Origin of the sequence: Microbacterium sp. NPDC056234 (assembly GCF_042267585.1) — a bacterium.
Classification (GTDB): Bacteria; Actinomycetota; Actinomycetes; order Actinomycetales; family Microbacteriaceae; genus Microbacterium.
This window is the reverse complement of the sequence record NZ_JBHJTE010000006.1, coordinates 92,842-114,023: the sequence shown is the minus strand read 5'-3', so window position 1 is coordinate 114,023 and position 21,182 is coordinate 92,842. Positions and strand designations below refer to the sequence as shown.

At 68.0% G+C, this 21,182-nt stretch carries 24 protein-coding genes and 1 pseudogene; 14 read left to right on the top strand and 11 right to left on the bottom strand.

Annotation, left to right across the window (positions count from 1 at the left end):
* Positions 1-44: 44 nt before the first annotated feature.
* The 6 genes from ACFCYE_RS16200 to ACFCYE_RS16175 are packed head-to-tail and all read right to left on the bottom strand — an operon-like array spanning position 45 to position 3,945.
* Positions 45-281 (bottom strand): MoaD/ThiS family protein, encoded by a 237-nt coding sequence (locus tag ACFCYE_RS16200; RefSeq protein ID WP_376180386.1) that lies wholly within the window; start codon positions 279-281, stop codon positions 45-47.
* The gene (locus ACFCYE_RS16195) at positions 278-514 is read right to left on the bottom strand and encodes a DUF6457 domain-containing protein (protein WP_376180384.1); all 237 of its coding nucleotides are present in this window, start codon (positions 512-514) and stop codon (positions 278-280) included. Before ACFCYE_RS16195 ends, ACFCYE_RS16200 begins: the two co-directional genes overlap by 4 nt.
* A complete protein-coding gene (locus ACFCYE_RS16190; protein ID WP_376180382.1) occupies positions 511-1,134 on the bottom strand; it encodes a molybdenum cofactor guanylyltransferase in 624 nt (207 codons plus the stop codon). The genes ACFCYE_RS16195 and ACFCYE_RS16190 overlap by 4 nt, the downstream gene beginning before the upstream one ends.
* Positions 1,131-1,595, bottom strand: a complete 465-nt coding sequence (moaC, locus tag ACFCYE_RS16185; RefSeq protein ID WP_376180380.1) for a cyclic pyranopterin monophosphate synthase MoaC — start codon at positions 1,593-1,595, stop codon at positions 1,131-1,133. Before moaC ends, ACFCYE_RS16190 begins: the two co-directional genes overlap by 4 nt.
* Positions 1,592-2,824, bottom strand: a complete 1,233-nt coding sequence (gene glp, locus ACFCYE_RS16180) for a gephyrin-like molybdotransferase Glp (RefSeq protein WP_376180378.1) — start codon at positions 2,822-2,824, stop codon at positions 1,592-1,594. Before glp ends, moaC begins: the two co-directional genes overlap by 4 nt.
* On the bottom strand, positions 2,821-3,945 hold the full coding sequence (locus tag ACFCYE_RS16175) for a ThiF family adenylyltransferase (RefSeq protein WP_376180376.1): 1,125 nt from the start codon (positions 3,943-3,945) through the stop codon (positions 2,821-2,823). Before ACFCYE_RS16175 ends, glp begins: the two co-directional genes overlap by 4 nt.
* Before the next feature lie 150 nt (positions 3,946-4,095).
* Between ACFCYE_RS16175 and ACFCYE_RS16170 the strand changes: the two genes are divergently transcribed.
* The 4 genes from ACFCYE_RS16170 to ACFCYE_RS16155 are packed head-to-tail and all read left to right on the top strand — an operon-like array spanning position 4,096 to position 7,128.
* Positions 4,096-4,509, top strand: a complete 414-nt coding sequence (locus tag ACFCYE_RS16170; protein WP_376180375.1) for a molybdopterin-binding protein — start codon at positions 4,096-4,098, stop codon at positions 4,507-4,509.
* Complete coding sequence (modA, locus tag ACFCYE_RS16165; RefSeq protein ID WP_376180373.1) at positions 4,506-5,273, top strand: molybdate ABC transporter substrate-binding protein; 768 nt, start codon at positions 4,506-4,508, stop codon at positions 5,271-5,273. The genes ACFCYE_RS16170 and modA overlap by 4 nt, the downstream gene beginning before the upstream one ends.
* Positions 5,270-6,058: a molybdate ABC transporter permease subunit gene (gene modB, locus ACFCYE_RS16160; RefSeq protein ID WP_376180371.1), complete on the top strand. Its 789-nt coding sequence runs from the start codon at positions 5,270-5,272 to the stop codon at positions 6,056-6,058. Before modA ends, modB begins: the two co-directional genes overlap by 4 nt.
* Entirely contained in the window at positions 6,055-7,128 is a 1,074-nt protein-coding gene (locus ACFCYE_RS16155) for a sulfate/molybdate ABC transporter ATP-binding protein (RefSeq protein ID WP_376180370.1), read from the top strand. Before modB ends, ACFCYE_RS16155 begins: the two co-directional genes overlap by 4 nt.
* 64 nt (positions 7,129-7,192) lie before the next feature.
* On the opposite strand, the gene rpsA is transcribed toward ACFCYE_RS16155, so the two are convergent.
* A complete protein-coding gene (rpsA, locus tag ACFCYE_RS16150) occupies positions 7,193-8,647 on the bottom strand; it encodes a 30S ribosomal protein S1 (RefSeq protein ID WP_376180368.1) in 1,455 nt (484 codons plus the stop codon).
* 213 nt (positions 8,648-8,860) lie between these two features.
* Here rpsA and ACFCYE_RS16145 point away from each other — a divergent pair, with 213 nt between their 5' ends.
* Positions 8,861-9,400: a hypothetical protein gene (locus tag ACFCYE_RS16145; RefSeq protein ID WP_376180366.1), complete on the top strand. Its 540-nt coding sequence runs from the start codon at positions 8,861-8,863 to the stop codon at positions 9,398-9,400.
* 134 nt (positions 9,401-9,534) lie between these two features.
* Positions 9,535-10,221 (top strand): hypothetical protein, encoded by a 687-nt coding sequence (locus ACFCYE_RS16140; RefSeq protein WP_376180364.1) that lies wholly within the window; start codon positions 9,535-9,537, stop codon positions 10,219-10,221.
* A gap of 6 nt (positions 10,222-10,227) precedes the next feature.
* Here ACFCYE_RS16140 and ACFCYE_RS16135 read toward each other — a convergent pair whose 3' ends face one another.
* Positions 10,228-11,355, bottom strand: coding sequence for a hypothetical protein (locus ACFCYE_RS16135; protein ID WP_376180362.1), 1,128 nt, complete (start codon positions 11,353-11,355; stop codon positions 10,228-10,230).
* A 59-nt stretch (positions 11,356-11,414) separates the two neighbouring features.
* Between ACFCYE_RS16135 and ACFCYE_RS16130 the strand changes: the two genes are divergently transcribed.
* Positions 11,415-12,335, top strand: a complete 921-nt coding sequence (locus tag ACFCYE_RS16130) for a 5'-3' exonuclease H3TH domain-containing protein (RefSeq protein ID WP_376180360.1) — start codon at positions 11,415-11,417, stop codon at positions 12,333-12,335.
* A gap of 2 nt (positions 12,336-12,337) precedes the next feature.
* On the opposite strand, the gene ACFCYE_RS16125 is transcribed toward ACFCYE_RS16130, so the two are convergent.
* On the bottom strand, positions 12,338-13,324 hold the full coding sequence (locus ACFCYE_RS16125) for a PHP domain-containing protein (protein ID WP_376180607.1): 987 nt from the start codon (positions 13,322-13,324) through the stop codon (positions 12,338-12,340).
* 2 nt (positions 13,325-13,326) lie between these two features.
* Positions 13,327-14,391 carry an anthranilate phosphoribosyltransferase gene (trpD, locus tag ACFCYE_RS16120; protein WP_376180359.1) on the bottom strand — a complete coding sequence of 355 codons (1,065 nt, stop codon included), beginning with the start codon at positions 14,389-14,391 and terminating at the stop codon, positions 13,327-13,329.
* 143 nt (positions 14,392-14,534) lie between these two features.
* Here trpD and ACFCYE_RS16115 point away from each other — a divergent pair, with 143 nt between their 5' ends.
* From ACFCYE_RS16115 to ACFCYE_RS16085, 7 genes and pseudogenes are all read left to right on the top strand, one after another.
* Complete coding sequence (locus ACFCYE_RS16115) at positions 14,535-15,227, top strand: heme-copper oxidase subunit III (RefSeq protein ID WP_376180357.1); 693 nt, start codon at positions 14,535-14,537, stop codon at positions 15,225-15,227.
* 20 nt (positions 15,228-15,247) lie between these two features.
* Entirely contained in the window at positions 15,248-16,078 is an 831-nt protein-coding gene (locus tag ACFCYE_RS16110) for a c-type cytochrome (RefSeq protein WP_376180355.1), read from the top strand.
* A 36-nt stretch (positions 16,079-16,114) separates the two neighbouring features.
* Positions 16,115-17,191 (top strand): Rieske 2Fe-2S domain-containing protein, encoded by a 1,077-nt coding sequence (locus ACFCYE_RS16105; RefSeq protein ID WP_376180353.1) that lies wholly within the window; start codon positions 16,115-16,117, stop codon positions 17,189-17,191.
* A complete protein-coding gene (locus ACFCYE_RS16100; protein WP_376180352.1) occupies positions 17,188-19,002 on the top strand; it encodes a cytochrome bc complex cytochrome b subunit in 1,815 nt (604 codons plus the stop codon). The genes ACFCYE_RS16105 and ACFCYE_RS16100 overlap by 4 nt, the downstream gene beginning before the upstream one ends.
* A gap of 129 nt (positions 19,003-19,131) precedes the next feature.
* Complete coding sequence (locus ACFCYE_RS16095) at positions 19,132-19,551, top strand: rhodanese-like domain-containing protein (protein WP_376180350.1); 420 nt, start codon at positions 19,132-19,134, stop codon at positions 19,549-19,551.
* A 504-nt stretch (positions 19,552-20,055) separates the two neighbouring features.
* A pseudogene (locus ACFCYE_RS16090) lies at positions 20,056-20,457 on the top strand (aminoacyl--tRNA ligase-related protein); the annotation flags it as partial.
* Between the two features lie 37 nt (positions 20,458-20,494).
* Positions 20,495-20,671: a hypothetical protein gene (locus ACFCYE_RS16085; protein ID WP_376180609.1), complete on the top strand. Its 177-nt coding sequence runs from the start codon at positions 20,495-20,497 to the stop codon at positions 20,669-20,671.
* 76 nt (positions 20,672-20,747) lie between these two features.
* On the opposite strand, the gene ACFCYE_RS16080 is transcribed toward ACFCYE_RS16085, so the two are convergent.
* Positions 20,748-21,182 (bottom strand): cytochrome c oxidase subunit 4, encoded by a 435-nt coding sequence (locus ACFCYE_RS16080; protein ID WP_376180348.1) that lies wholly within the window; start codon positions 21,180-21,182, stop codon positions 20,748-20,750.

Below are 21,182 nucleotides of genomic sequence, written 5' to 3'. Positions count from 1 at the left end.
ACGCACTCCACGCCCCGGCCGCGATCGGCACTAGGCCCGGCGGCTCACCCTCCGGCGAACGGCGGCAGCACATCGACGGTCGCCGTGTCGGCGAGCGCATGATCGTCACCGACCGCAGCACCGTCCACCCGGATGGCACAGCGATCGAGCACCTTCGAGAACGTGGCGCCGTGCTCCCGCCGAAGCGCCACGAGCAGGTCTCCGAGGGTGCCCGCGATGACCATATCCTGGTCGTCGCGTCCCGCGGCCTCCGCGGCTGCGGCGAAGTAGCGGACCTTCACGCGTGGTCCGCGATCCGCGCGTGGACCGCCGCGACGGCCTGGTCGAACGGCAGACCTTGGGCGACGGCGCGTCCGATCAGGTACGTGGTGATCGGACCGGCCGGCCGAGTCACCCCGTGGGCGACCTCGCGCGTCACATTCAGCAGCTCCGCGACGGGAACGTCGTCCTGCACGCCCAGTGCAGCGGCCAGTCCGGTCGTCCAGTCCTCGAGTTCCTGCGGTGTCTCGGTCATGACATCTCCTCTCGTCCTGCATCGGCATCATCTCTCGTGCGGCGTGATGCCGCACGATAGGCGGCAACGTCCTCCCAGGTGTCCAGATCGATCGAGACGCCGTGCGCATCCTCGATCTCGTGCATGCGCAGTGCCGCCGTGAGCCGCCGCATCGCAACGCCCTCGACGACCGACAACGCACCGATCGCCCGACGCAGGGTCTCGACGCGGTAGCGTCCGGCAAGCGGCTGGCTGCGACCATCGGCATCGCGGAGCACGACAGCGTCCGCGTCGTCCGGCATGCGCACGCCTTCGAGCGCATCGACGACGCCTGCGGCGCGGGGAAGATCGCACGCCAGCACCCATGTCTCCGCCGTCGCTTCCGGCAGTGCGGCCAGCGCGGCCTCGATCGCTGCGACCGGACCACCGAAGGCCGGCTCTTCGCGCACAACGCGCACACCGGGCCTGGCGAGATGCGCAGGGCCCACCACGATGACGGGCTCGCACACGGCGACGGCGTCGAGCACGGCGTCGAGCAGCATCCGCCCGTCGACCTCCACCCGCGCCTTCTCCGCACCGCCCAGCCGCGTCGCCCGTCCACCGGCGAGCACGACGGCCGCACGGGGTACGTGCGCGGTCACCGCACCCACTCCCCGCTCTTCCCACCGGTCTTGCGCACGAGGCGCACGTTCGCGATCTCGACGGTCTTGTCCAAGCCCTTGACCATGTCGATCACGGTGAGCGCCGCGACGCTGACGGCCGTGAGCGCCTCCATCTCGACGCCGGTGCGGTCGGCCGTGCGGACGGTCGCGGTGATCTCGACGCCCCCATCGACGACCTCAAGATCCACCACAGCCCCGTGCACGCCGATGATGTGCGCGAGCGGGATGAGCTCGGCCGTCCGTTTCGCCCCTTGGATGCCGGCGATCCGGGCCACCGCGAGCACATCGCCCTTGGACGTGGCGCCGTCTCTGAGGGCGGCGACGACGTGCGCGGGGCAGCGCACGAGCCCCGTCGCCGTCGCACCCCTGACCGTCGGCTGCTTCTCGGTGACGTCGACCATGCGGGCGTGTCCCCGCTCATCCAGATGTGTGAAGCTCACGAGCACTCCCTCTCTGTCGCGACCAGCATCACGTCGACGACGTCTCCGGTCTCCACTCGCTCGATGTCGGCGGGAACGATGGCGAAGTCGGTCGCCTGCGCGAGCGACGCGACCAGGTGCGATCCGCTGCCGCCCGAGGATGCCGGGATGACCTCGCCGCGCTCGATCACGACCGGAAGCACCTGGACGCGCCCGGGGGGACATCGCCAGCCCTGTGCAGCGCGCATCGTCGTCCGCGGTCGATCCAGATCTGTGCGCGCCGCCAACGACCTGACGGCTGGCCGCACGAACATCTCGAAAGAAACCGCGACGCTGACCGGGTTCCCCGGCAGGCAGAACAGCAGTGTCCCGTCCGACGCGACGCCGAAGCCCTGGGGCTTGCCCGGCTGCATGGCCACGGAGTCGAAACGCACCGGCCCGCCGCCGGGCCCTGATGCGTCCAGCACCGCCTTCACGACGTCGAAGGCCCCCACGCTCGCACCGCCGGACATCACCACGAGATCCGCGTCGATCACCGCGAGCTCGGCTCGCAGCGCGGCCTCATCATCCGCGACGGTGCTCGTTCGGACGACGATCGCCCCGGCATCTCGCAGCGCCGCCGCGATCAGCCGCGAGTTCGACTCGGGAATCTGGCCGCGCTGCGGTTCGTCTCCTGCGGCCACGAGCTCGGAACCCGTGGAGATCACGGCCGCCCGCGGTGCCGGGTGCGCCTGGACGCGGTCGTGCCCGGCCGAGGCGATCGTGGCTAGCTGCCATGGCCCGAGCACCGCACCGGCCCGGACGACGACAGCGCCAGCGACGGCGTCCTCGCCGCGCCTCCGGACGTGCGCAGCCGGCGCGGGCGCGCGCGTGATCGTGATGCGCTCTGGCGGGACGGCTCCGGTGAAGACCCCGAGATCGGTGTGCTCGACGGGGACGATGGCCTCGGCATCCGTCGGCAGGGCCGCCCCCGTCATGATCCGCACCGCCTCTCCTGGTCCGAAGCGGGGATCCTCCCCCGAGCCGGCCGGGACGTCGCCGACGACGCGCAGGACTGCGCCTGCCACGGCATCCGCGACGCGCACGGCGTAGCCGTCCATCGCCGAGTTGTCGAACAGCGGAACCGGCCAGCGCGTCGGCACCGGGGCGCCCAGGACGAGTCCGTGCGCATCGTCCAGCGCGTGCTCGCGCGGCGGCAGGGGTGAAGCCGATGCGAGGATGCGCTCGCGATGCTCGTCGATCGACATCATGCGTTCGCCGCCGACGTGCGGCCGACGGCCGACCATGCCTGGTATCCGCCGTCGAGCAGCAGGATCTCGGCCTCGGGAGCGGCAGCGCGGAGCACCGACGCCGCCACCCTGGCGCGCGGACCGAGCTGGCAGAACACCACGACCGGTCGGTCGGTGTCGATCGCGGACGGGTCGGAGCGAAGGCGCCCCAGCGGCACGGAATGCGCCCCGGGGATGCTTCCGGCGCGGAACTCCTCCTCCTCGCGCACGTCGAGCAGCAGCACATCGCCGAGTGCGGCGAGCTCGTCCGGATCGATCGTGCGCACGTCGGCGCGCCCACGGGGCACTGACGCGGTGTCGGCGTGCCCCGACGCGGATGCCGGGACGAGCGGCACTTCCCTCGTTCTGGCCGAGAGCGCATCCATCACCAGCATCCGCCCCAGAATCGGGTCGCCCACTCCGCAGATGAGTTTGATGCTCTCGGCTGCGAGGACGGCACCGACCTGCCCGCACAGTGCGCCGAGCACTCCGGCATCCGCGCAGGATGGCACGTCCTCGACCGGAGGCGCCGTCGGAAAGACGTCGCGCAGCCGCACGGGCTCCCCGTGCGGCGGGCGCGACCAGAAGACCGTCGCCTGGGCGTCGAAACGGAGCACGGAGCCCCACACCAGCGGCACGCCGAGCGCGTCGCAGGCGTCAGCGACCGCATAGCGCGTGTCGAACGTGTCACTGCCATCGATCACCAGGTCGTACCCGGCCAGCATCCGCTCGGCGTTGTCCGAGGTGAGCCGCTCGTGCGCCCGGATCACCGTCGTCCGCGGCGATACTGCGCGGATGCGCTCGGCGGCGACGTGCCCCTTGAGTCGACCGACATCCGCAACGCCGAACAGGACCTGTCGCTGCAGGTTGGAGGTGTCGACGACGTCGTCGTCGACAATGCAGATCGTGCCGATTCCGGCCGAGGCGAGGTACAGCAGCGCAGGAGATCCGAGCCCGCCGGCGCCGACCACGCAGACCCGTGCGGCGAACAACCGACGCTGGCCATCCTCGCCGATCTCCGGCAGCCGGATCTGGCGTGCCGCGCGCTCGGCCTCGCCGTCCGGCAGCACGGATGCCGGGGCGACGAGCGGGGGGAATCGCATGCTCACCACGCTACCGCTCCGGTCGAGCGCCCACCGCTGCAGTGACCGCGAGGATGTCTCCCCGTGACCGAGCGCCGAGGGTTCCTACAATCCGCGAACGCGATCGGAACATGCTCATATGGACGCATCTGCGGATCTATGCTGGCACTCATGACCGTGTTCCGGATTCGCGAGGCCGCCCGACTGCTCTCCGTCAGCGACGACACCGTCCGGCGCTGGATCGACAGCGGCCAACTCGCCTCGGAGCGGGATGACTCAGGACGTCGCGTCGTGTCCGGCACGGATCTCGCAGCTCATCTCGTCCGCTCTCGAGGCGGTCATGGCGATCCGCTCGCGCGTGCATCGAGCGCACGGAACCGCTTCGTCGGGATCGTCACGGAAGTCGTCTCGGACACCGTCATGTCGCAGGTCGAGATGCAGTGCGGCCCCCACCGGGTGGTCTCGCTGATGTCCACGGAGGCCGTCCGCGAACTCGGGCTGGAGGTCGGCAGCCTCGCCACGGCGATGGTCAAGGCCACGACCGTGATCGTCGAGACGCCGCCTGCTCCAGAGGCCGCGCGGTGAGACGCACGATCGGGGCGTCGGCGGTCGTCGCAGGTCTGATCGCTCTGACCGGATGCGCCGGTATGACATCCGAGCAGGCGACGTCGCAGGAGCCGCCGGTGATCGTCTTCGCGGCGGCATCGCTTCACGGAGCGTTCGACGAACTCGCAGACGCGTTCATGACGGCGCATCCCCTTTACGCGGTCGCCCCGGTCCACTACGACGGATCCCAGGCGCTCGCGACCCAGGTCATCGACGGAGCAGACGTGGATGTGATCGCGTTCGCGAACGACGCGAGCCTCGCACCCGTCGTCGAGGCCGGTCGCAGCGCCGACGGAGAGGTCTTCGCGACGAACACCCTGCGAATCGCGGTGGCGCAGGGGAATCCGAATCGGATCTCCGAACTCGAGGATCTGGCAGATCCTTCACTCGCCGTCGTCCTGTGCGCCCCCGAGGTGCCGTGCGGTACGGCGGCGCAGACGTTGCTGGCTCGCGCGGAGGTCACGGTCGTTCCCGTGAGCGAAGAGACGAACGTCACCTCCGTTCTGAGACGCGTCGCCGACGGCGAGGCGGATGCAGGCCTCGTGTACGCCACCGACATCGTCGCCGCGGACTCCGATGTGGACGGCATCGTGCCGTCGGGCGCGGATGCCGTCGTCAATCGCTACCCCATCGCAGTGGCCGAATCCGCGCCGTCCCCCGAAGCCGCGCACGCCTTCGTCGACTTCGTCCTGTCCGACGCCGGGCAGAGCATCCTCGCCGCACACGGATTCGAGCGCCCATGACCGTTCCTCGAGGTCTGTACATTCCTGCGGTCGCGGCGATCGCGTTGCTCGTCCTGCCGATCATCGGCCTGATCTCCCGCGTGCGCTGGGAGCGGTTGGTTGAGGATCTGTTCTCGCCCGCGTCGCTGAACGCGCTGTCGCTGTCGCTGGCCACGGCAGCCTGCGCCACGGTGGTGTGCCTGCTTCTCGGCGGCCCTCTCGCGATCGTCATCGCCCGCTCACCGCGCCGGACCGCGGCCGTCCTGCGTACGGTCGTGCTGGTGCCGCTGGTGCTGCCGCCCATGGTCGGAGGCCTCGCCCTGCTGGCACTGCTCGGCCGCAGCGGACTCGTGGGCAGGCCGCTGTTCGAGTCGACCGGATTCAGCCTGCCGTACACGACGGCCGCCGTGGTCCTCGCACAGGCGTTCGTGGCTCTGCCCTTCCTCGTGATCGCCCTGGAGGGGGCGTTGCGCACCTCGGGAATCGGGCACGAGCAGGTGGCGGCCACACTCGGTGCGGGTCGTTGGCGCGTGCTGACACGCGTCACACTCCCCCTCGTGATGCCCGGTCTCATCGCCGGGACGGTGCTGTGCTTCGCGCGGGCGCTCGGCGAGTTCGGTGCGACCGCGCTGTTCGCCGGTAACGCCGAGGGCGTCACACGCACGATGCCGCTCGCCATCTACACGGCGTTCAACGGCGTCGGCGTCACGCAGGACTCGGCGGTGGCGCTGTCACTGCTCCTGCTGGTCAGCGCCGCGGTGATCGTGAGCGGATTGCGCTCGTGGCGAGAGGACGCCGTGCGATGACGACGATCGCGACCGGTCAATTGAGCGCCGACGTGACGGTCGACAGGCCAGAGTTCCGCACGACCGCGTCGATCGACGTCGCCGCGGGCGGCCGGTTGGCGGTCCTCGGCCCGAACGGATCGGGCAAGTCGACGCTGCTGGGCGCGATCGCCGGGCTCGTCCCGCTCTCGCACGGCTCGACAGTCCTCGACGACCGGCTCTTGGAACGCGCCGGCCAGGTGCGCATGCGCCCCGCAGAACGTCGCATCGGGCTCTTGGATCAGAAGCCACGGCTCTTCCCTCATCTGAGCGTCTGGCAGAACATCGCGTTCGGTCCGCTGGCCGGCGGTGCAGGTCGTACCGCGGCGCGCGCGGTCGCGCGCACCTGGCTGGAACGGCTCGAGCTCGCGGATCGTGCGGATGCCGCGCCGCACGAGCTCTCGGGCGGGCAGCAGCAGCGCGTCGCGATCGCCCGCGCATTCGCCGCCGAGCCGCGGCTTCTGCTGCTGGACGAGCCGTTCGCCGCGCTGGATGCCGAGAGCGCGCCCTCGGTCAGGCGGCTGCTCTCGGAGGAGCTGGCGCGGACGAGGACCGCTGCAGTGCTCGTCACGCACGATCTCGCTGATGCCTGGCAGCTCGCGGACGACTGCCTCGTGCTGCACGACGGGCGCGTGGTCGAGCGGGGCTCACCCGCCGAACTCGCGTCTGCTCCGCGGCATCCGTTCACAGCACGTCTGGCCGGCTTCGCCGTCGTCGAAGGATGCTGGACAGGCACCGCGCTCGACATCGGCGACGGCATCCTCCTTCCGGGACGCACCGACGGCGATCCGGCAACCGGCGCCGCGGCTTTCGCAGTGATCGCGCCGCAGGAGGTCCGCCTGCTCACCCCGGACGACCTGTCGCGTGCCGGTGTGACGGCGCAGCTGGCCTCCGTATCGTCGCAGGCCGGTTCGCTGCGTCTGGAACATCGCTCGGGGCTCGCCGCCGTGGTGCCGGTCAGCGCGTTCCACGGCCGCCCTCTTCCCCGCGTCGGCGACATCGAACGATTCGAGCTGGCCGCGGTCACGGTCCGGCGTGCAGCGAGCGTGTGAGTCGCCCACAGACGCGGAACGGGCCGCCACCCGAAGGTGACGACCCGTTCCGTTCAAGCGATGCTTACGCGTTGCCGCCCGAGAGCTTCTCGCGCAGAGCCGCGAGAGCCTCGTCGTCTGCAAGCGTTCCGGCGCCGGAGTCGCTGGTGAACGACTGCGCAGCGGCGAAGTCGTCGCCAGCGGCGGCCTCGGCCTCGGCTGCCTTGGCAACCGCGACCTTGTGAGCCTCCCAGCGGGTCTGGGCTGCAGCGTACTCCTGCTCCCAAGCCTCGCGAGCGGCGTCGAAGCCTTCCTTCCACGCACCGGTCTCGGGGTCGAAGCCCTCCGGGTACTTGTACTCGCCGTTCTCGTCGTACTCGGCGAGCATGCCGTACAGAGCCGGGTCGAACTCGGTGCCGAACGGGTCGACGGACTCGTTGGCCTGCTTCAGCGACAGCGAGATGCGACGACGCTCGAGGTCGATGTCGATGACCTTGACGAAGACCTCTTCGCCGACGGACACGACCTGCTCAGCCAGCTCGACGTGCTTGCTGGAGAGCTCGGAGATGTGCACGAGGCCCTCGATGCCGTCTGCGACGCGGACGAACGCACCGAACGGAACCAGCTTCGTGACCTTGCCCGGTGCGATCTGGCCGATCGCGTGGGTGCGGGCGAAGACCTGCCACGGGTCCTCCTGCGTCGCCTTCAGCGACAGGGAGACGCGCTCGCGGTCCAGGTCCACCTCGAGGATCTCGACGGTGACCTCCTGGCCGACCTCGACGACCTCGGAAGCGTGCTCGATGTGCTTCCAGGACAGCTCGGAGACGTGCACGAGGCCGTCAACGCCACCCAGGTCGACGAACGCACCGAAGTTGACGATCGAGGACACGACACCCTTGCGAACCTGACCCTTGTGCAGGTTGTTGAGGAACGTCGTGCGCGACTCGGACTGCGTCTGCTCCAGCAGAGCGCGGCGCGAGAGCACCACGTTGTTGCGGTTCTTGTCGAGCTCGAGGATCTTCGCCTCGATCTCCTGGCCGAGGTACGGCGTGAGGTCGCGGACGCGGCGCAGCTCGATCAGCGATGCCGGCAGGAAGCCACGGAGGCCGATGTCGACGATGAGGCCACCCTTGACGACCTCGATGACGGTGCCGGTGACGACGCCGTCGTTCTCCTTGATCTTCTCGACGTCTCCCCAGGCGCGCTCGTACTGCGCACGCTTCTTGGAGAGGATCAGGCGGCCTTCCTTGTCCTCCTTCTGGAGGACGAGAGCCTCGACCTGGTCGCCGACGGCGACGACCTCGTTGGGGTCGACGTCGTGCTTGATGGAAAGTTCGCGCGAGGGGATGACACCCTCGGTCTTGTAACCGACGTCCAGCAGAACCTCGTCGCGGTCGATCTTGACGATCGTGCCCTCGATGATGTCGCCGTCGTTGAAGAACTTCAGGGTCTTCTCGACCGCGGCCAGGAAGTCCTCGGCAGATCCGATGTCGTTGATCGCGACCTGCTTGGTGGCCGGGGCGGTCGTTGCGGTAGTCATGTAGTGGGTTGTCCTTGTTGAATGGGTGCTCGGGCTTCCGGCCCACGTGCGCACACGCGTCTGATGGCTGGAAAGCGGATGGATTTTGGAGTACTGCCACGAAGGCACGCGCCAGCGCGCCACAAGTGACACTTCAGATTACCAGGTTCCTCGGCATATGTCGCCTGTGGATAACTCCGACGGACGCTGCCTGGTTGACGTTACCGTGATCGGGTGAACTTCTCGTGTACCCGTCACCTGCGCCTCACCGCCATCGGCATCGTCGCCCTGGCGGCCGGCTCGCTCGTCGCGTGTTCGCCCGAGCCCGAGCCGACGCCCACCCCGACGGCCGCGTTCGCGTCCGAGGAGGAGGCGTTCGATGCAGCCGAGGAGGTTTATCGCGCGTACCTGATCGCAGAAGATGCGATGGGTAACGAAGACCCAGGTGAGGATCCGCAGTCGTACCTCACCGGCCAAGCACTTAAGGACACGGCAGCGGCACAACAGGCATTCGACGAAGACGGCGTTCGCATTGTCGGCACAACGACTCTGCAATCCTTCGAGGGCGCGACAGCCGACGTCGAAGCGTCCGTGGCCAAGCTCGTCGCTATCGCCTGTATCGACGTGAGCGAATCCAGGGTGCTGGATTCGAGCGGGTCCGATATCACGCCCGTGGATCGTGATACGTCATGGCCACTCGAAGTCACATTCGTCGGAGATCGATCTTCACTGCTTATTTCAGAATCACTCACCACGGAGTCCGCTGGATGCTAACTGCTCTTATTCTGCTTGGGCTCGCGATCGGGGCCCCCGCCCACGCGGATGCACAATGCACCGTCGGAGAGGTACGTGCTGGAATCTGCAATGTCGACAACGGTGACGATGTCGGCATCAGCGACTCCCGCCCTGTGGGTGGCTCCGACGGGCGCACCGGTGATGCCGAAGACAGCGGAAGTCCGGGGGATACTGACGGTGGCGAGGCCGGGCCCGCGCAACCCGCACTGCCCTCCGAGTTCGAGCGATGCCTGGACGACTGGAATCGCTACATCGGCTGCTTCCAGCGCGAGGATCCGGCGGATCCGGCGGATCCCGCAGAGACGGTGCCGGCGATCCCGCCTGTCACGATCACGGATGTCGCACGGTTCGCGCCGGACGGCGCGCTCGTCGTTGCCGAGCCCGACAACGTCGGCGTCGTCGGGCTTCCGACGAACTTCGTCGCCTCGGCATCCGCCCAGACGGTCACGGGCGAGCTGTTCGGCTATCCGATCTCCGTCCGCTTCACGCCCGTCGGCTTCGACTTCGATTACGGCGACGGCAGCGCGACGACGACAGCGACCGGCGGTCAGAGCTGGGCGGCCCTGAATCAGGCGCAGTTCACGCCGACCGCGACCAGCCACGTCTACTCGGAACGCGGTGAGTACACCACCGCCGTCGATATCCGATACACAGCCGAGATCGACCTCGGCATCGGCTGGTTCCCCATCGACGGTGAGCTCACGAGCGAAGGCTCGGCGCAGCAGCTGCGAATCTTCCAAGCGCACACGGCGCTCGTCGCGCACACGTGCGAACAGGCGCCGTCCTCGCCGGGTTGCTGATGAGTGTCATGGCGTGAACACCCACGACCTGACGTCCCGCGTTCCTTCGATCCCCGACCAGTCCGTGCCGCCGACGACGACGAGACGGTCATCCGCCCAGATCGCATCCCCCGCGGCATCCGGAGCATCCGGCGGGCTGGGCAGCAGGGTCCACGTCTCGTCCACGTCGTCGAACACGTGACCGTCGCCGAGGACGTACCGACCGCCGCCGATCGCGCTGCCCAACCAGACGGCACCGGCCCGCCGTGGCGCGTCCGGCAATTCCGACCACTCGCCGTCGGGAACGCTCACCACCCCGCCGAACGGATACTCGCGCCCCCACCCGTCGATCTCGCCGCCGTCGGCGCCACCCAGCGTCACATCGACAGCGCGGGTTCCCGTCCACCGCCAATTCCAGCCGCCGATCTGCTCGGCGTCCGGAAGCCGCTTCCACGCTCCGGTGTCTCGGTCGTACAGCGCAACCTGCACCAGGGGCGGTTCCGCTGCCCCCGCGCTCTCCACGAACGCTTTGCCCGTGAGCAGGATTCCGTCGGGCGTGGCTGTCAGATACCGATCGAACATCGCGCCGAGCGGATCGGCCGGCAGTTCGGACCATTCCCCGGTGGCGACGTCCAGGACCAGGTCGGCCCCGCCGCCCGACTCGTGAGACGCCAGCGGCAGCAAGAGGTCATCGCCATCCGCGATCAGCGTTCGCGGCAGGTCGTCCGGGACGTCCACCTCGCTCCATTCGTCCTCCCCGGCCCCGTATGACAGCAACGCCCGACCGACGCCGTCCGCATCCGCCCATGCGAACAGGTGCCCGCCGGCGAACGCCCCCGAGCCCGGATGGATCGGGAGCGGCGCTTCAGCCAACTCGCGCCATCTGCCAGTCCACGGGTCGAGAGCGGCGCCGTCCTCAGCCGAGGGACCCGTCACGCAGTCAGCGGTCGGCGGACATGGGGGTCCGAGCTCGCCACCGGCGACGATGACCTCCTCCCCGGTCCAGACGATGACCGGTGCGCCGCGGGGCTCAAGAGGGAATTCATCCACCGCCACCCATCCGCTCAGCTCGTCATCGCCGGCGCGGACGGATGTCGCGCACCCCGCGAGCAGCAGCATCGTCACCGCCAACCCGATCGCCGTCGCCGTTCTCATACCCGATAGTGTCAGCGCGAGCCGGTCCGTCTCGAAACCGCCTATGCCATGCTGATCCCATGAGCGACAGGCTGATGCTGCTGGACACCGCGAGCCTCTACTTCCGCGCCTTCTACGGAGTGCCGGACAAGGTGAAAGCCCCCGATGGCTCCCCCATCAACGCGGCCCGCGGCCTGCTCGACATGATCGCGAAACTCGTGTCGACCTATCAGCCGACGCACCTCGTCGCGTGCTGGGACGACGACTGGCGCCCGCAGTGGCGTGTCGACCTCATCCCCACCTACAAGACGCATCGCGTCGTCGAGGTGGTCCCTCACGGAGCCGATGTCGAGGAGGTGCCCGACCCGTTGGAGGCGCAGATACCGCTCATCCGGGCCGAGCTCACCGCCCTCGGTATCCCGATCATCGGTGTGGCCGAACACGAGGCCGACGACGTGATCGGCACCCTCGCGACCCGCGCCACCACGCCGGTGGACATCGTCACGGGCGACCGCGATCTGTTCCAGCTGATCGACGATGCCCGCGACATCCGTGTCATCTACACCGCGCGCGGGATGAGCAACCTCGAGACCCTCACCGACGTGAGCGTCGTCGGCAAATACGGCGTGCTGCCTTCGCAGTACGCCGATTTCGCGACGATGCGCGGCGACGCATCCGATGGGTTGCCCGGCGTCGCCGGCGTCGGAGAGAAGACGGCGGCCACGCTTCTTCAGACGCATGGCGATCTCACCGGCATCCGCGCCGCGGCGCAAGCCGGTGAGGGGATGTCCGCGGGCGTCGCCGGCAAGATCCTCGCGGCGTCCGACTATCTCGACGTCGCCCCGACCGTCGTTCTCGTGGCGCGCGACCTCGACGTCTCGGTACCCGCAGAGCCGCTCGGGCATCTGGACGACAACGCGAAGGATGCTGCGGTGGCTCTGGCCGAGACCTGGAACCTCGGTACATCGATGACCAGAGCCCTCGCGGCGCTTCCCGCCTGAGATCACTCCGCCCAGGCGAGCAGCCGATCGACTCCCCATGTCGTGACGATCCGCGCCGCAGGCACCCCCGCGCGTTCAGCGCGAATCGCGCCGTGATCGAGCAGCGACAGCTGTCCTGGCGCGTGCGCGTCCGAGTCGATCGAGAACAGGCAGCCTTCCCCGAGCGCGGCCGCGATCAGTTCGTCCGGCGGGTCCTGCCGCTCTGGCCGGGAGTTGATCTCGACCGCCACTCCGTGCTCCGCGCACGCGGCGAACACCGCCAGGGCGTCGAACTCCGACGGCGGGCGAGTCCCGCGTGAACCCTCCACGAGTCGACCGGTGCAGTGTCCGAGCACATTGACGCGCCCGGACTTCACCGCAGTCAGCATGCGAGCGGTCATCGCCGCGGCATCCATGCGCAGCTTGGAATGCACGGATGCCACCACGATGTCGAGTTCATCGAGCAGATCCGGCTCCTGATCCAGCGCACCGTCTTCGAGAATGTCGACCTCGATGCCGGCGAGCACGCGCAGCCCGGCGTCCGACTCGGCACGCACCAGAGGAATCTGCTCCCGCAACCGCTCGGCGCTCAGTCCTCGTGCCACCCGCAGTCGAGGGGAATGGTCGGTGATCGCGAGGTAGTCGTGCCCGAGAGCACGGGCGGCATCCGTCATGGTCCTGATCGACGTCGCACCGTCCGACCACTCGGTGTGGGCGTGCAGGTCGCCGCGCAGCATGCCCCGCAGTTCGGAAGCGAGTTCGGGTTCGACCTCGCCGCGCAGCTCGACGAGGTAGCGAGGAGTCTCACCCGCCTGCGCCTGCGTGATGACCTCGAACGTCGAAGCGCCGATGCCCTTGGACGCGCGCAGTCTCACGGGGTCAGCGCGTACCTCCTCGGACAGCGACTCCCAGGTCGCGGCGGCCTGACGGAACGCCTTGGCACGATAGCGCGATGCGCGCTCACGCTCCAGCAGCGCGGCGATCTCGAGGAGCGCGGCTGCCGGATCCACGATCAGCCCCTGGCCAGTTCGCGCGAGACCGAGACCCACTCGTCCAGCTTCGCCGACGCGCGTCCGTCGTCCACGGCATCCGCCGCCTTGGCGAAGCCGTCGCGCAGACGATCCAGGATCGGGCGCTGCACCTGAGTCGCGTCCTGCGACAGTTCGAACGCGACGATGCCGGCAGCGGCATTGAGAAGGACGACGTCGCGCACCGGCCCCTGCTCCCCGGCGAGGGTGCGACGCAGCACGTCGGCATTGTGCTCCGGCGAGCCTCCGATGAGGTCCGACAGCTCTGCCAGCGGGATGCCGAGATCCCGCGGGTCGAGGTCGTGCTCGTGGATGTCGCCGCGCGAGACCTCCCAGATCCGGCTGTGACCGGTCGTCGTGAGCTCGTCGAGGCCGTCGTCCCCACGGAAGACGAGCGCGGTCGCACCGCGTGTGCGGAACACGCCGGTGATGAGTGGAACCCGCTCCAGCTGCGCGACGCCCACGGCGTTGGCCTCCGCGCGGGCCGGGTTGCAGAGCGGGCCGAGCATGTTGAAGACGGTCGGGATACCGAGTTCGGCGCGCGCGGGGCCCGCATGCTTGAAACCCGGGTGGAAAGCGGCAGCCCAGGCGAACGTGATTCCGGTTCGATCGAGCACCGAGGCGACGTGGTCCGGTGAGAGCGACAGTTCCAGGCCCAGCGCGCCGAGCACATCCGAGGCGCCTGATGCCGAGCTGGCGGCGCGATTGCCGTGCTTGACGACGGGGATCCCCGCGGCGCCGATGATGACGGCGGCCGTGGTGGAGATGTTGACGGTGCCGACCCGATCGCCACCCGTGCCGACGATGTCCAGGACGTCCGGCGAGACCGGCAGCGGAACGGCCGCCTCGAGGATCGCGTCGCGGAACCCGACGATCTCGTCGATCGTCTCGCCCTTGGCTCGCAGCGCCACGAGGAAGCCGGCCAGTTGGGCGTCGGAGACTTTCCCCTGCATGACCTGGCGCATGGCCCAGGTGGATTCCCACACGCTCAGATCGCGCCGCTCGAGAAGCGTGGTGAGCACATCGGACCAGGTCAGGGATTCAGCCATGTGTGCGATCCTATCGGCGCGCAGAATTTCCTCTCGACGCGGACTTACGCCCTGGCATCCGTCGTTTCCCTTGTATTCACCGAGGATTCGCAGGGGTTTCTTAGGTTCCCCTAAGTGACGGACCAGCGAATCGGACCCCCGTGATGCAAGAATCGCCCGCTCGTATCGGCCATAATGGAGGGGTGACGACCTCAGCGACGTATGCCCCGGCAGCCCGAACCATCAAGCGGCCCAATCCCGTAGCTGTCGGCACCATCGTGTGGCTCGGCAGTGAGGTGATGTTCTTCGCAGGACTCTTCGCGATCTACTTCACCCTCCGCAGCACCTCCCCGGAGCTGTGGGCTCAGGAGACGGAACTGCTCAACGTTCCGTTCGCGGCGATCAACACAGCCATCCTGGTGCTGTCCTCCGTGACGTGCCAGATGGGCGTGTTCGCCGCTGAGGACCTGCAGCCCTACCGCATCGCCAAGGGGCAGCTGAACCCGGCCGGCCGTCGCCGCCTGTTCGGCTGGGGCATGGTCGAGTGGTTCTGGCTGACGTTCGCGCTCGGTGCGATCTTCGTCTCCGGCCAGGTCTGGGAGTACGCCCAGCTGGTCGCCGAGGGGCTGCCGATCCAGGCCAACTCCTACGCTTCGGCGTTCTACATCACCACGGGCTTCCACGCCCTGCACGTCACCGGTGGTCTCATCGCGTTCCTGCTCATCATGGGCCGCGCGTTCGCCGTCAAGAACTTCACGCACAAGGAGGCGACTTCTTCGATCGTGGTGTCCTACTACTGGCACTTCGTCGACGTCGTCTGGATCGTGCTGTTCTTCGTCATCTACTTCCTGAAATAAGAGCGGAGCTGATCCCTGAGATGGCACGAGAGAAGAAGCGCCGTTCGAACGGTCGCCGCAGCCCCTTCGCGGCAGTGGCACTGATCGGAGCAGGACTCCTCATCACCGGCGGCATCTACGCCGGTGCGTCTGCGGCGATCGCCGCGACCGAGACACCGACCGTCGCGTCGGCGTCGTTGACCGCGGAGGACGGCGAGAAGCTGTTCCAGGCCAACTGCGCGACTTGCCACGGCTTGGACATGCAGGGCACCGACAACGGGCCGAGCCTCGTCGGTGTCGGCGAGCTCGCGACCGAGTTCCAGCTCGCGACCGGTCGCATGCCGCTTCAGATGCAGGGGCCCCAGGCACCGCAGAAGCCTGTGCAGTTCACCGAGGACCAGATCCAGGCGATCTCGTCCTACGTGCAGTCGGTCGCCCCCGGCCCGACCTACCCCGCCGACTGGATCACCTCCGGTGAGGCCAACCCCGAGAATGCGGATGACGAGGCGAGCGTCTCGCACGGTGCGGAGCTGTTCCGCGTGAACTGCGCGATGTGCCACAACGTCGCCGCGGCCGGTGGTGCGCTCACAGAGGGCAAGTACGCTCCGGCTCTGACCGAGACCAGCGCGCTGCACATCTACGCGGCGATGGTCACCGGTCCGCAGAACATGCCGGTGTTCGGCAACATGAACCTGTCGGACGAGGACAAGCGCGACATCATCGCCGCGCTGGTCTTCCAGCAGGAGTCCGTGCAGCCTGGAGGCTTCTCGCTCGGATCCCTTGGCCCCGTCTCCGAGGGCCTGTTCGTGTGGATCTTCGGCATCGGCGCGCTTGTCGCCATCACCGTGTGGATCACGGCGAAGTCCAACTGACGCATATTCATCGAAGAGGAACGTACGAGGAGCACCATGGCACACGACGACGACTCGCAGGCTCTTGACAGGGCCTACCAGCCCTCTCCTGGGCTGGGTGTCGCAGTCAGCGATCCCGTGCAGAACCCGGGGCTGCCGCCGCACCGCGAGCGGATGACCGACAAGGATCCGCGCGCTGAGAAGCGAGCGGTCCGAACGGTCTACACGCTCTTCTACCTGTCGCTGGCCGGCTCCATCTGGGCGGTCGCCGCCTACATGCTGTTCCCGATCGAAGACCAGTCGCTGGTATCGATCCGTTACAACAACCTGTTCATCGGTCTGGGCATCGGACTCGCGCTGCTCGCACTGGGACTGGGCGCGATCCACTGGTCCAAGGCGCTGATGAGCGACAAGGAGTTCACCGAGTACCGCCACCCCACGCGGGGCAAGGACTCGACTCGCGAGGCATCCATCAAGGCCTTCGCGGATGCGAACGAGGAGTCCGGTTTCGGGCGACGCACCATGATCCGCAACTCGCTGTTCGCAGCGCTGGTCGCCTCGATCATCCCCGGCGTGACGCTGTTCCGCGGGCTCGCCCCGCACAGCACAGCCGAGAACCCCACCAAGGGCGACCCGGTGGCGCTGCTCAAGCACACCATGTGGGAAGAGGGTCAGCGACTCGTGCGCGACCCGGACGGCACGCCGATCCGTGCGGCGGACGTGACTCTCGGTTCGGCGTTCCACGTCATCCCCGAAGACCTCGCATCGCTGTCGCACCACGACGGGTACCTCGAGGAGAAGGCGAAGGCCATCGTGCTGATGATGCGCCTGCGCCCCGAGCAGCTCATCGAGGCCGAGGATCGCAAGGACTGGTCGTACGACGGCATCGTCGCCTACTCCAAGGTCTGCACGCATGTCGGATGCCCTGTCGCACTCTACGAGCAGCAGACGCACCACCTGCTGTGCCCCTGCCACCAGTCGCAGTTCGACGTCACCGACCACGCCAAGGTCATCTTCGGCCCGGCCGCTCGCCCGCTGCCTCAGCTGCCGATCACCGTCGACGACGAGGGCTACCTCGTCGCCAAGAGCGACTTCACCGAACCCGTCGGCCCGAGCTTCTGGGAGCGTCATTGAGCACCGCAACGCTGTCCAAAGAGGACAACAAGGACAACAAGGCGCCTCTCGGCGGCCGTTTCGTCGGCGCCGCGTCGAACTACATCGATGAGCGCACAAGCCTCTCCGGCTTCGTCAAGGAGCTCGGTCGCAAGATCTTCCCGGACCACTGGTCGTTCATGCTGGGCGAGATCGCGCTGTGGAGCTTCGTGGTGGTGTTCCTCTCCGGAACCTTCCTGACGTTCTTCTTCGATGCCTCGATGGTGGAGACCCACTACACGGGCGCGTACGCACCGATGCGCGGCATCGAGATGTCGGCGGCTCTCGAGTCGACACTGCACATCTCCTTCGACCTGCGCGGTGGCCTTCTGGTCCGCCAGATCCACCACTGGGCGGCGCTCGTCTTCGTCGCCGGCATCGGCGTGCACATGCTTCGCGTGTTCTTCACCGGGGCGTTCCGCAAGCCGCGCGAGCTGAACTGGGTGATCGGCTTCGTGCTGTTCATCCTGGCGATGGCCGAGGGCTTCACCGGCTACTCGCTCCCCGATGACCTGCTCTCGGGCAACGGCCTGCGCATCATCGACGGCATGGTCAAGGGCCTCCCGCTGATCGGAACCTGGACATCGTTCCTGCTCTTCGGCGGCGAGTTCCCAGGCACTGACATCGTCGGCCGCCTGTACACGCTGCACATCCTGCTCCTGCCGCTGCTCGTGATCGCGTTCATCGTGCTTCACCTCATGCTCATGGTCATCAACAAGCACACGCAGTTCGCCGGCCCCGGCCGTTCGAACGACAACGTCGTGGGCTACCCGATGATGCCGGTGTACATGTCCAAGATGGGCGGCTACCTGTTCATCGTCTTCGGCACGATCGTGCTGATCGCGACGTTCTTCCAGATCAACCCGATCTGGAACTACGGACCGTACGACCCCTCCCCCGTCTCCGCCGGCACCCAGCCCGACTGGTACATCGGCTTCGCCGACGGCGCGCTGCGTCTTGCCCCGTCCAACTGGGACATCGTCTTCCTCGACCACACCTGGTCGTTCGGCATCCTCGTGCCGGTCGCGGTTCTGGGTCTGTTCATCGTCGCCGTCGCGATCTACCCGTTCATCGAGGCGTGGGTCACGGGCGACAAGCGCGAGCACCACATCGCGCAGCGTCCGCGCAACGCCGCGACGCGCACGGCGATCGGCGTCGCCGGCGTCATCTTCTACGCGGTCCTGTGGGCGGCCGCATCGTCCGACCTCATCGCGACGCACTTCATGCTCACGATGGAGGGCGTGATCCACAGCCTGCAGGCGCTGCTCATCCTGGGACCGGTCATCGGCTACTTCGTCACGAAGCGCATCTGCATCGCGCTGCAGAAGAAGGACCGCGAGATCGTCCTGCACGGGTACGAGTCCGGCCGCATCGTCCGTCTCCCGGGCGGCGAGTTCATCGAGGTGCACCAGCCGGTCGACAAGTACGACCGCTGGAAGCTCATCGACGTCGACGGCTATGAGCCCCTGGTGGTCCGCCCCAACGCCAAGGGACGCATCCCGTGGACGCAGAACCTGCGCTCCGCCCTGTCCCGCTGGTTCTACGAAGACCGTCTCGCCCCGCTCACGCAGTCCGAGGTCGATGCGGCGGACGCTCACCAGCACCACGTCATCGAACAGGATGCCGAGACCGAGGCCGCCGAGATCCAGGGCGCTCACGAGCGCGCCGGTGTTCCCGATGCACCGCTCGTGGCCACCGAGGATCACGTCGGCGAGACCGCCAACACGCCCAGCACGGTCATCGCGACCGAGCCGGTCAAGAAGTCCAAGAAGAAGTCGGAGGAGGGCGACTAACACCGCCCCTTCCGTGGCCCCGTCGCATCGCGGCGGGGCCTTCTTCGTGCCCCCGTGCGTGACGGGAATCGGCCGGTGAATGACCGTCACACAACGGCTCCACACACGGTCGGCGCCTACGCTGGAGCCATGATCGAACGCGCTGACTTCTTCGCCGCCAAGCTCGCCTACGAGACGGACGCGAGCGACCTGTACGCACGACTGAAGGCCGGGGAAGACGTCGTCGTGATCGACGTGCGCTCGGACGAGGCGTGGGCGCAGGGCCGAGTCGCCGGCGCCGTGCACATGCACTACAACGACATCGTCGATCGCGCCTCTGAGGTGATCCCCGCGGGCGCCGATGTCGTCGTGTACTGCTGGAGTCCGGGGTGCAACGCCGGTGCCAAGGGCGCCCTGGAGCTCGCGAAGCTCGGCTACTCGGTCCGCGAGATGATCGGCGGGTTCGAGTACTGGGTGCGCGAGGGGTACCCGGTCGAGAACGCCGACGGCGTGCATCGACGTCCCGTCGATCCGCTCACGGGTGTCCCCCGCGTCCGCACGCGGGCGTGACCCCTGCCCGGATCTGCTGGCCTCTCGACATGAACTTGCAGAACGTGACGACGACGCCGGATGATCTCCGGCGTGCTCGCTAGCGCAATCTCAGCGAACCAGAGGCCCGGGGAGATGTTCCCGGGGCTTCGTCGCCTCGGCCGCCACCTGCGACTTTTCGACACCTCGCCCATCATCGGTGCGGGCCTTCTGATGTGGATGCCCACGGGGCCGCGATCCGCACAGAACTGGAGCGGTTCGCGGCGGACCAGGCGGAACGCTCGGGATGTCAGCGCATCTACACGCGTCCTCGCCCAGCGCGAGCTCTTCGAGCGCAGCGGGCACTGGGACAAGTTCGCCGAGGACATGCTCCCCCCGATGCGCGTCGGAGGCGAGGAGCTCGTACTGCGGCCTGACAACTGCCCCAGTCATGTACTGGTGTAAGCCGCAGCGCAGCACAGCTGGCGCGATCTGCCTGTACGGTACGCGGAGAACGCCGCCCTGTTCCGCAGCGAGCTCTCCGGCGTGCCGGGCGGCCTCAGCCGCGTACGCCAGATCACCCTCGACGATGCGCACGTCTTCTGCCGCCCCGACCAGGTGGTGGAGGAGGTCCGCATCGCCCTCGAGGCGATTCGCTCGACCTACGCCGTGCTCGGCATCGAGATCGCCTACCATCGTCTTTCGGTCCGCGGAGAGTCCGGCGAATACGCCGGTTCCGACGAGGACTGGGAGCTCGCCGAATCCGAACTCGCCACGGCGTTGCAGCAGGCCGGCATCGGCTACCGACGCGTACCCGGCGAGGCGGCGTTCTACGGGCCGAAGATCGATGTCCAGGTCCCCGACGCGGCCGGACGCGAGGAGATCCTCTCCACCGTCCAGGTCGACAGCGTCATGCCGGAGCGGTTCACACTGAGTCACGTCTCCCCCGCGGGAGATCGGCGACGCCCTGTGATGGTCCACCGCGGTGTCCTCAGCTCGATGGAGCGCTCATCGCGGTCGCGTGGCCTACATCGCGGTGCTGGGCGATCAGGAGATCGCCGATGGGACGCTCGCCGTGAACGGCTCCGGGGTGGACGTCGAGGCATTCCTTTCGGCGTTGAAGCACGAGATCGCCGCTCGAGCGCTCGATCGCGCCCTCTGACCTGCCGGCCGGCGTGCCCTGGCACGACGAAGGCCCCCGGAGATCCGGGGGCCTTCGAGTGACGGGTGTTGCTGTCTCAGCGGGCGAAGTTGCCTCGGTAGTACTCATAGACCCAGCCGACGATCGCAACGACGAAGACGGCGAGACCGATCGGAAGCAGGAAGTGTCCGACGGCGAGACCGACGACGAAGATCGCCGCGGACCCGGCGAGCACGATGGGCCACCACGACCAAGGGCTGAATTCGCCGAGCTCAGGATCGCCATCGTCGATGTCACTGGTCAGGATGTCCTCGGGCAGCTCTCCGCCCTGGGCACGGTGTGTGCGGTGCAGGTACCACGCGATCATCGCGCCCATGAATGCCGTGAACAGCAGCGCGACGGTGCCGACCCACTCGATCGCGAGGACCACGGGACGGTCCTGGTGCTCCAGGATGTTCCAACCGGTGTAGACGACGGCCACGACGGCGAAGAACGCCGTCAGCACCCACCACAGGATGACGTTGTCGCGCAT

What these genes read in the sequence shown, in the direction of transcription:
- ACFCYE_RS16115 (WP_376180357.1), top strand. Translation starts at nt 14,535, where the DNA reads ATGCAAGAATCGCCCGCTCGTATCGGCCATAATGGAGGGGTGACGACC.
- trpD (WP_376180359.1), bottom strand. Translation starts at nt 14,391, where the DNA reads ATGGCTGAATCCCTGACCTGGTCCGATGTGCTCACCACGCTTCTCGAG.
- glp (WP_376180378.1), bottom strand. Translation starts at nt 2,824, where the DNA reads ATGATGTCGATCGACGAGCATCGCGAGCGCATCCTCGCATCGGCTTCA.
- ACFCYE_RS16195 (WP_376180384.1), bottom strand. Translation starts at nt 514, where the DNA reads ATGACCGAGACACCGCAGGAACTCGAGGACTGGACGACCGGACTGGCC.
- ACFCYE_RS16155 (WP_376180370.1), top strand. Translation starts at nt 6,055, where the DNA reads ATGACGACGATCGCGACCGGTCAATTGAGCGCCGACGTGACGGTCGAC.
- ACFCYE_RS16135 (WP_376180362.1), bottom strand. Translation starts at nt 11,355, where the DNA reads ATGAGAACGGCGACGGCGATCGGGTTGGCGGTGACGATGCTGCTGCTC.
- ACFCYE_RS16080 (WP_376180348.1), bottom strand. Translation starts at nt 21,182, where the DNA reads ATGCGCGACAACGTCATCCTGTGGTGGGTGCTGACGGCGTTCTTCGCC.
- ACFCYE_RS16170 (WP_376180375.1), top strand. Translation starts at nt 4,096, where the DNA reads ATGACCGTGTTCCGGATTCGCGAGGCCGCCCGACTGCTCTCCGTCAGC.
- ACFCYE_RS16130 (WP_376180360.1), top strand. Translation starts at nt 11,415, where the DNA reads ATGAGCGACAGGCTGATGCTGCTGGACACCGCGAGCCTCTACTTCCGC.
- ACFCYE_RS16110 (WP_376180355.1), top strand. Translation starts at nt 15,248, where the DNA reads ATGGCACGAGAGAAGAAGCGCCGTTCGAACGGTCGCCGCAGCCCCTTC.
- modB (WP_376180371.1), top strand. Translation starts at nt 5,270, where the DNA reads ATGACCGTTCCTCGAGGTCTGTACATTCCTGCGGTCGCGGCGATCGCG.
- rpsA (WP_376180368.1), bottom strand. Translation starts at nt 8,647, where the DNA reads ATGACTACCGCAACGACCGCCCCGGCCACCAAGCAGGTCGCGATCAAC.
- ACFCYE_RS16105 (WP_376180353.1), top strand. Translation starts at nt 16,115, where the DNA reads ATGGCACACGACGACGACTCGCAGGCTCTTGACAGGGCCTACCAGCCC.
- ACFCYE_RS16095 (WP_376180350.1), top strand. Translation starts at nt 19,132, where the DNA reads ATGATCGAACGCGCTGACTTCTTCGCCGCCAAGCTCGCCTACGAGACG.
- ACFCYE_RS16175 (WP_376180376.1), bottom strand. Translation starts at nt 3,945, where the DNA reads ATGCGATTCCCCCCGCTCGTCGCCCCGGCATCCGTGCTGCCGGACGGC.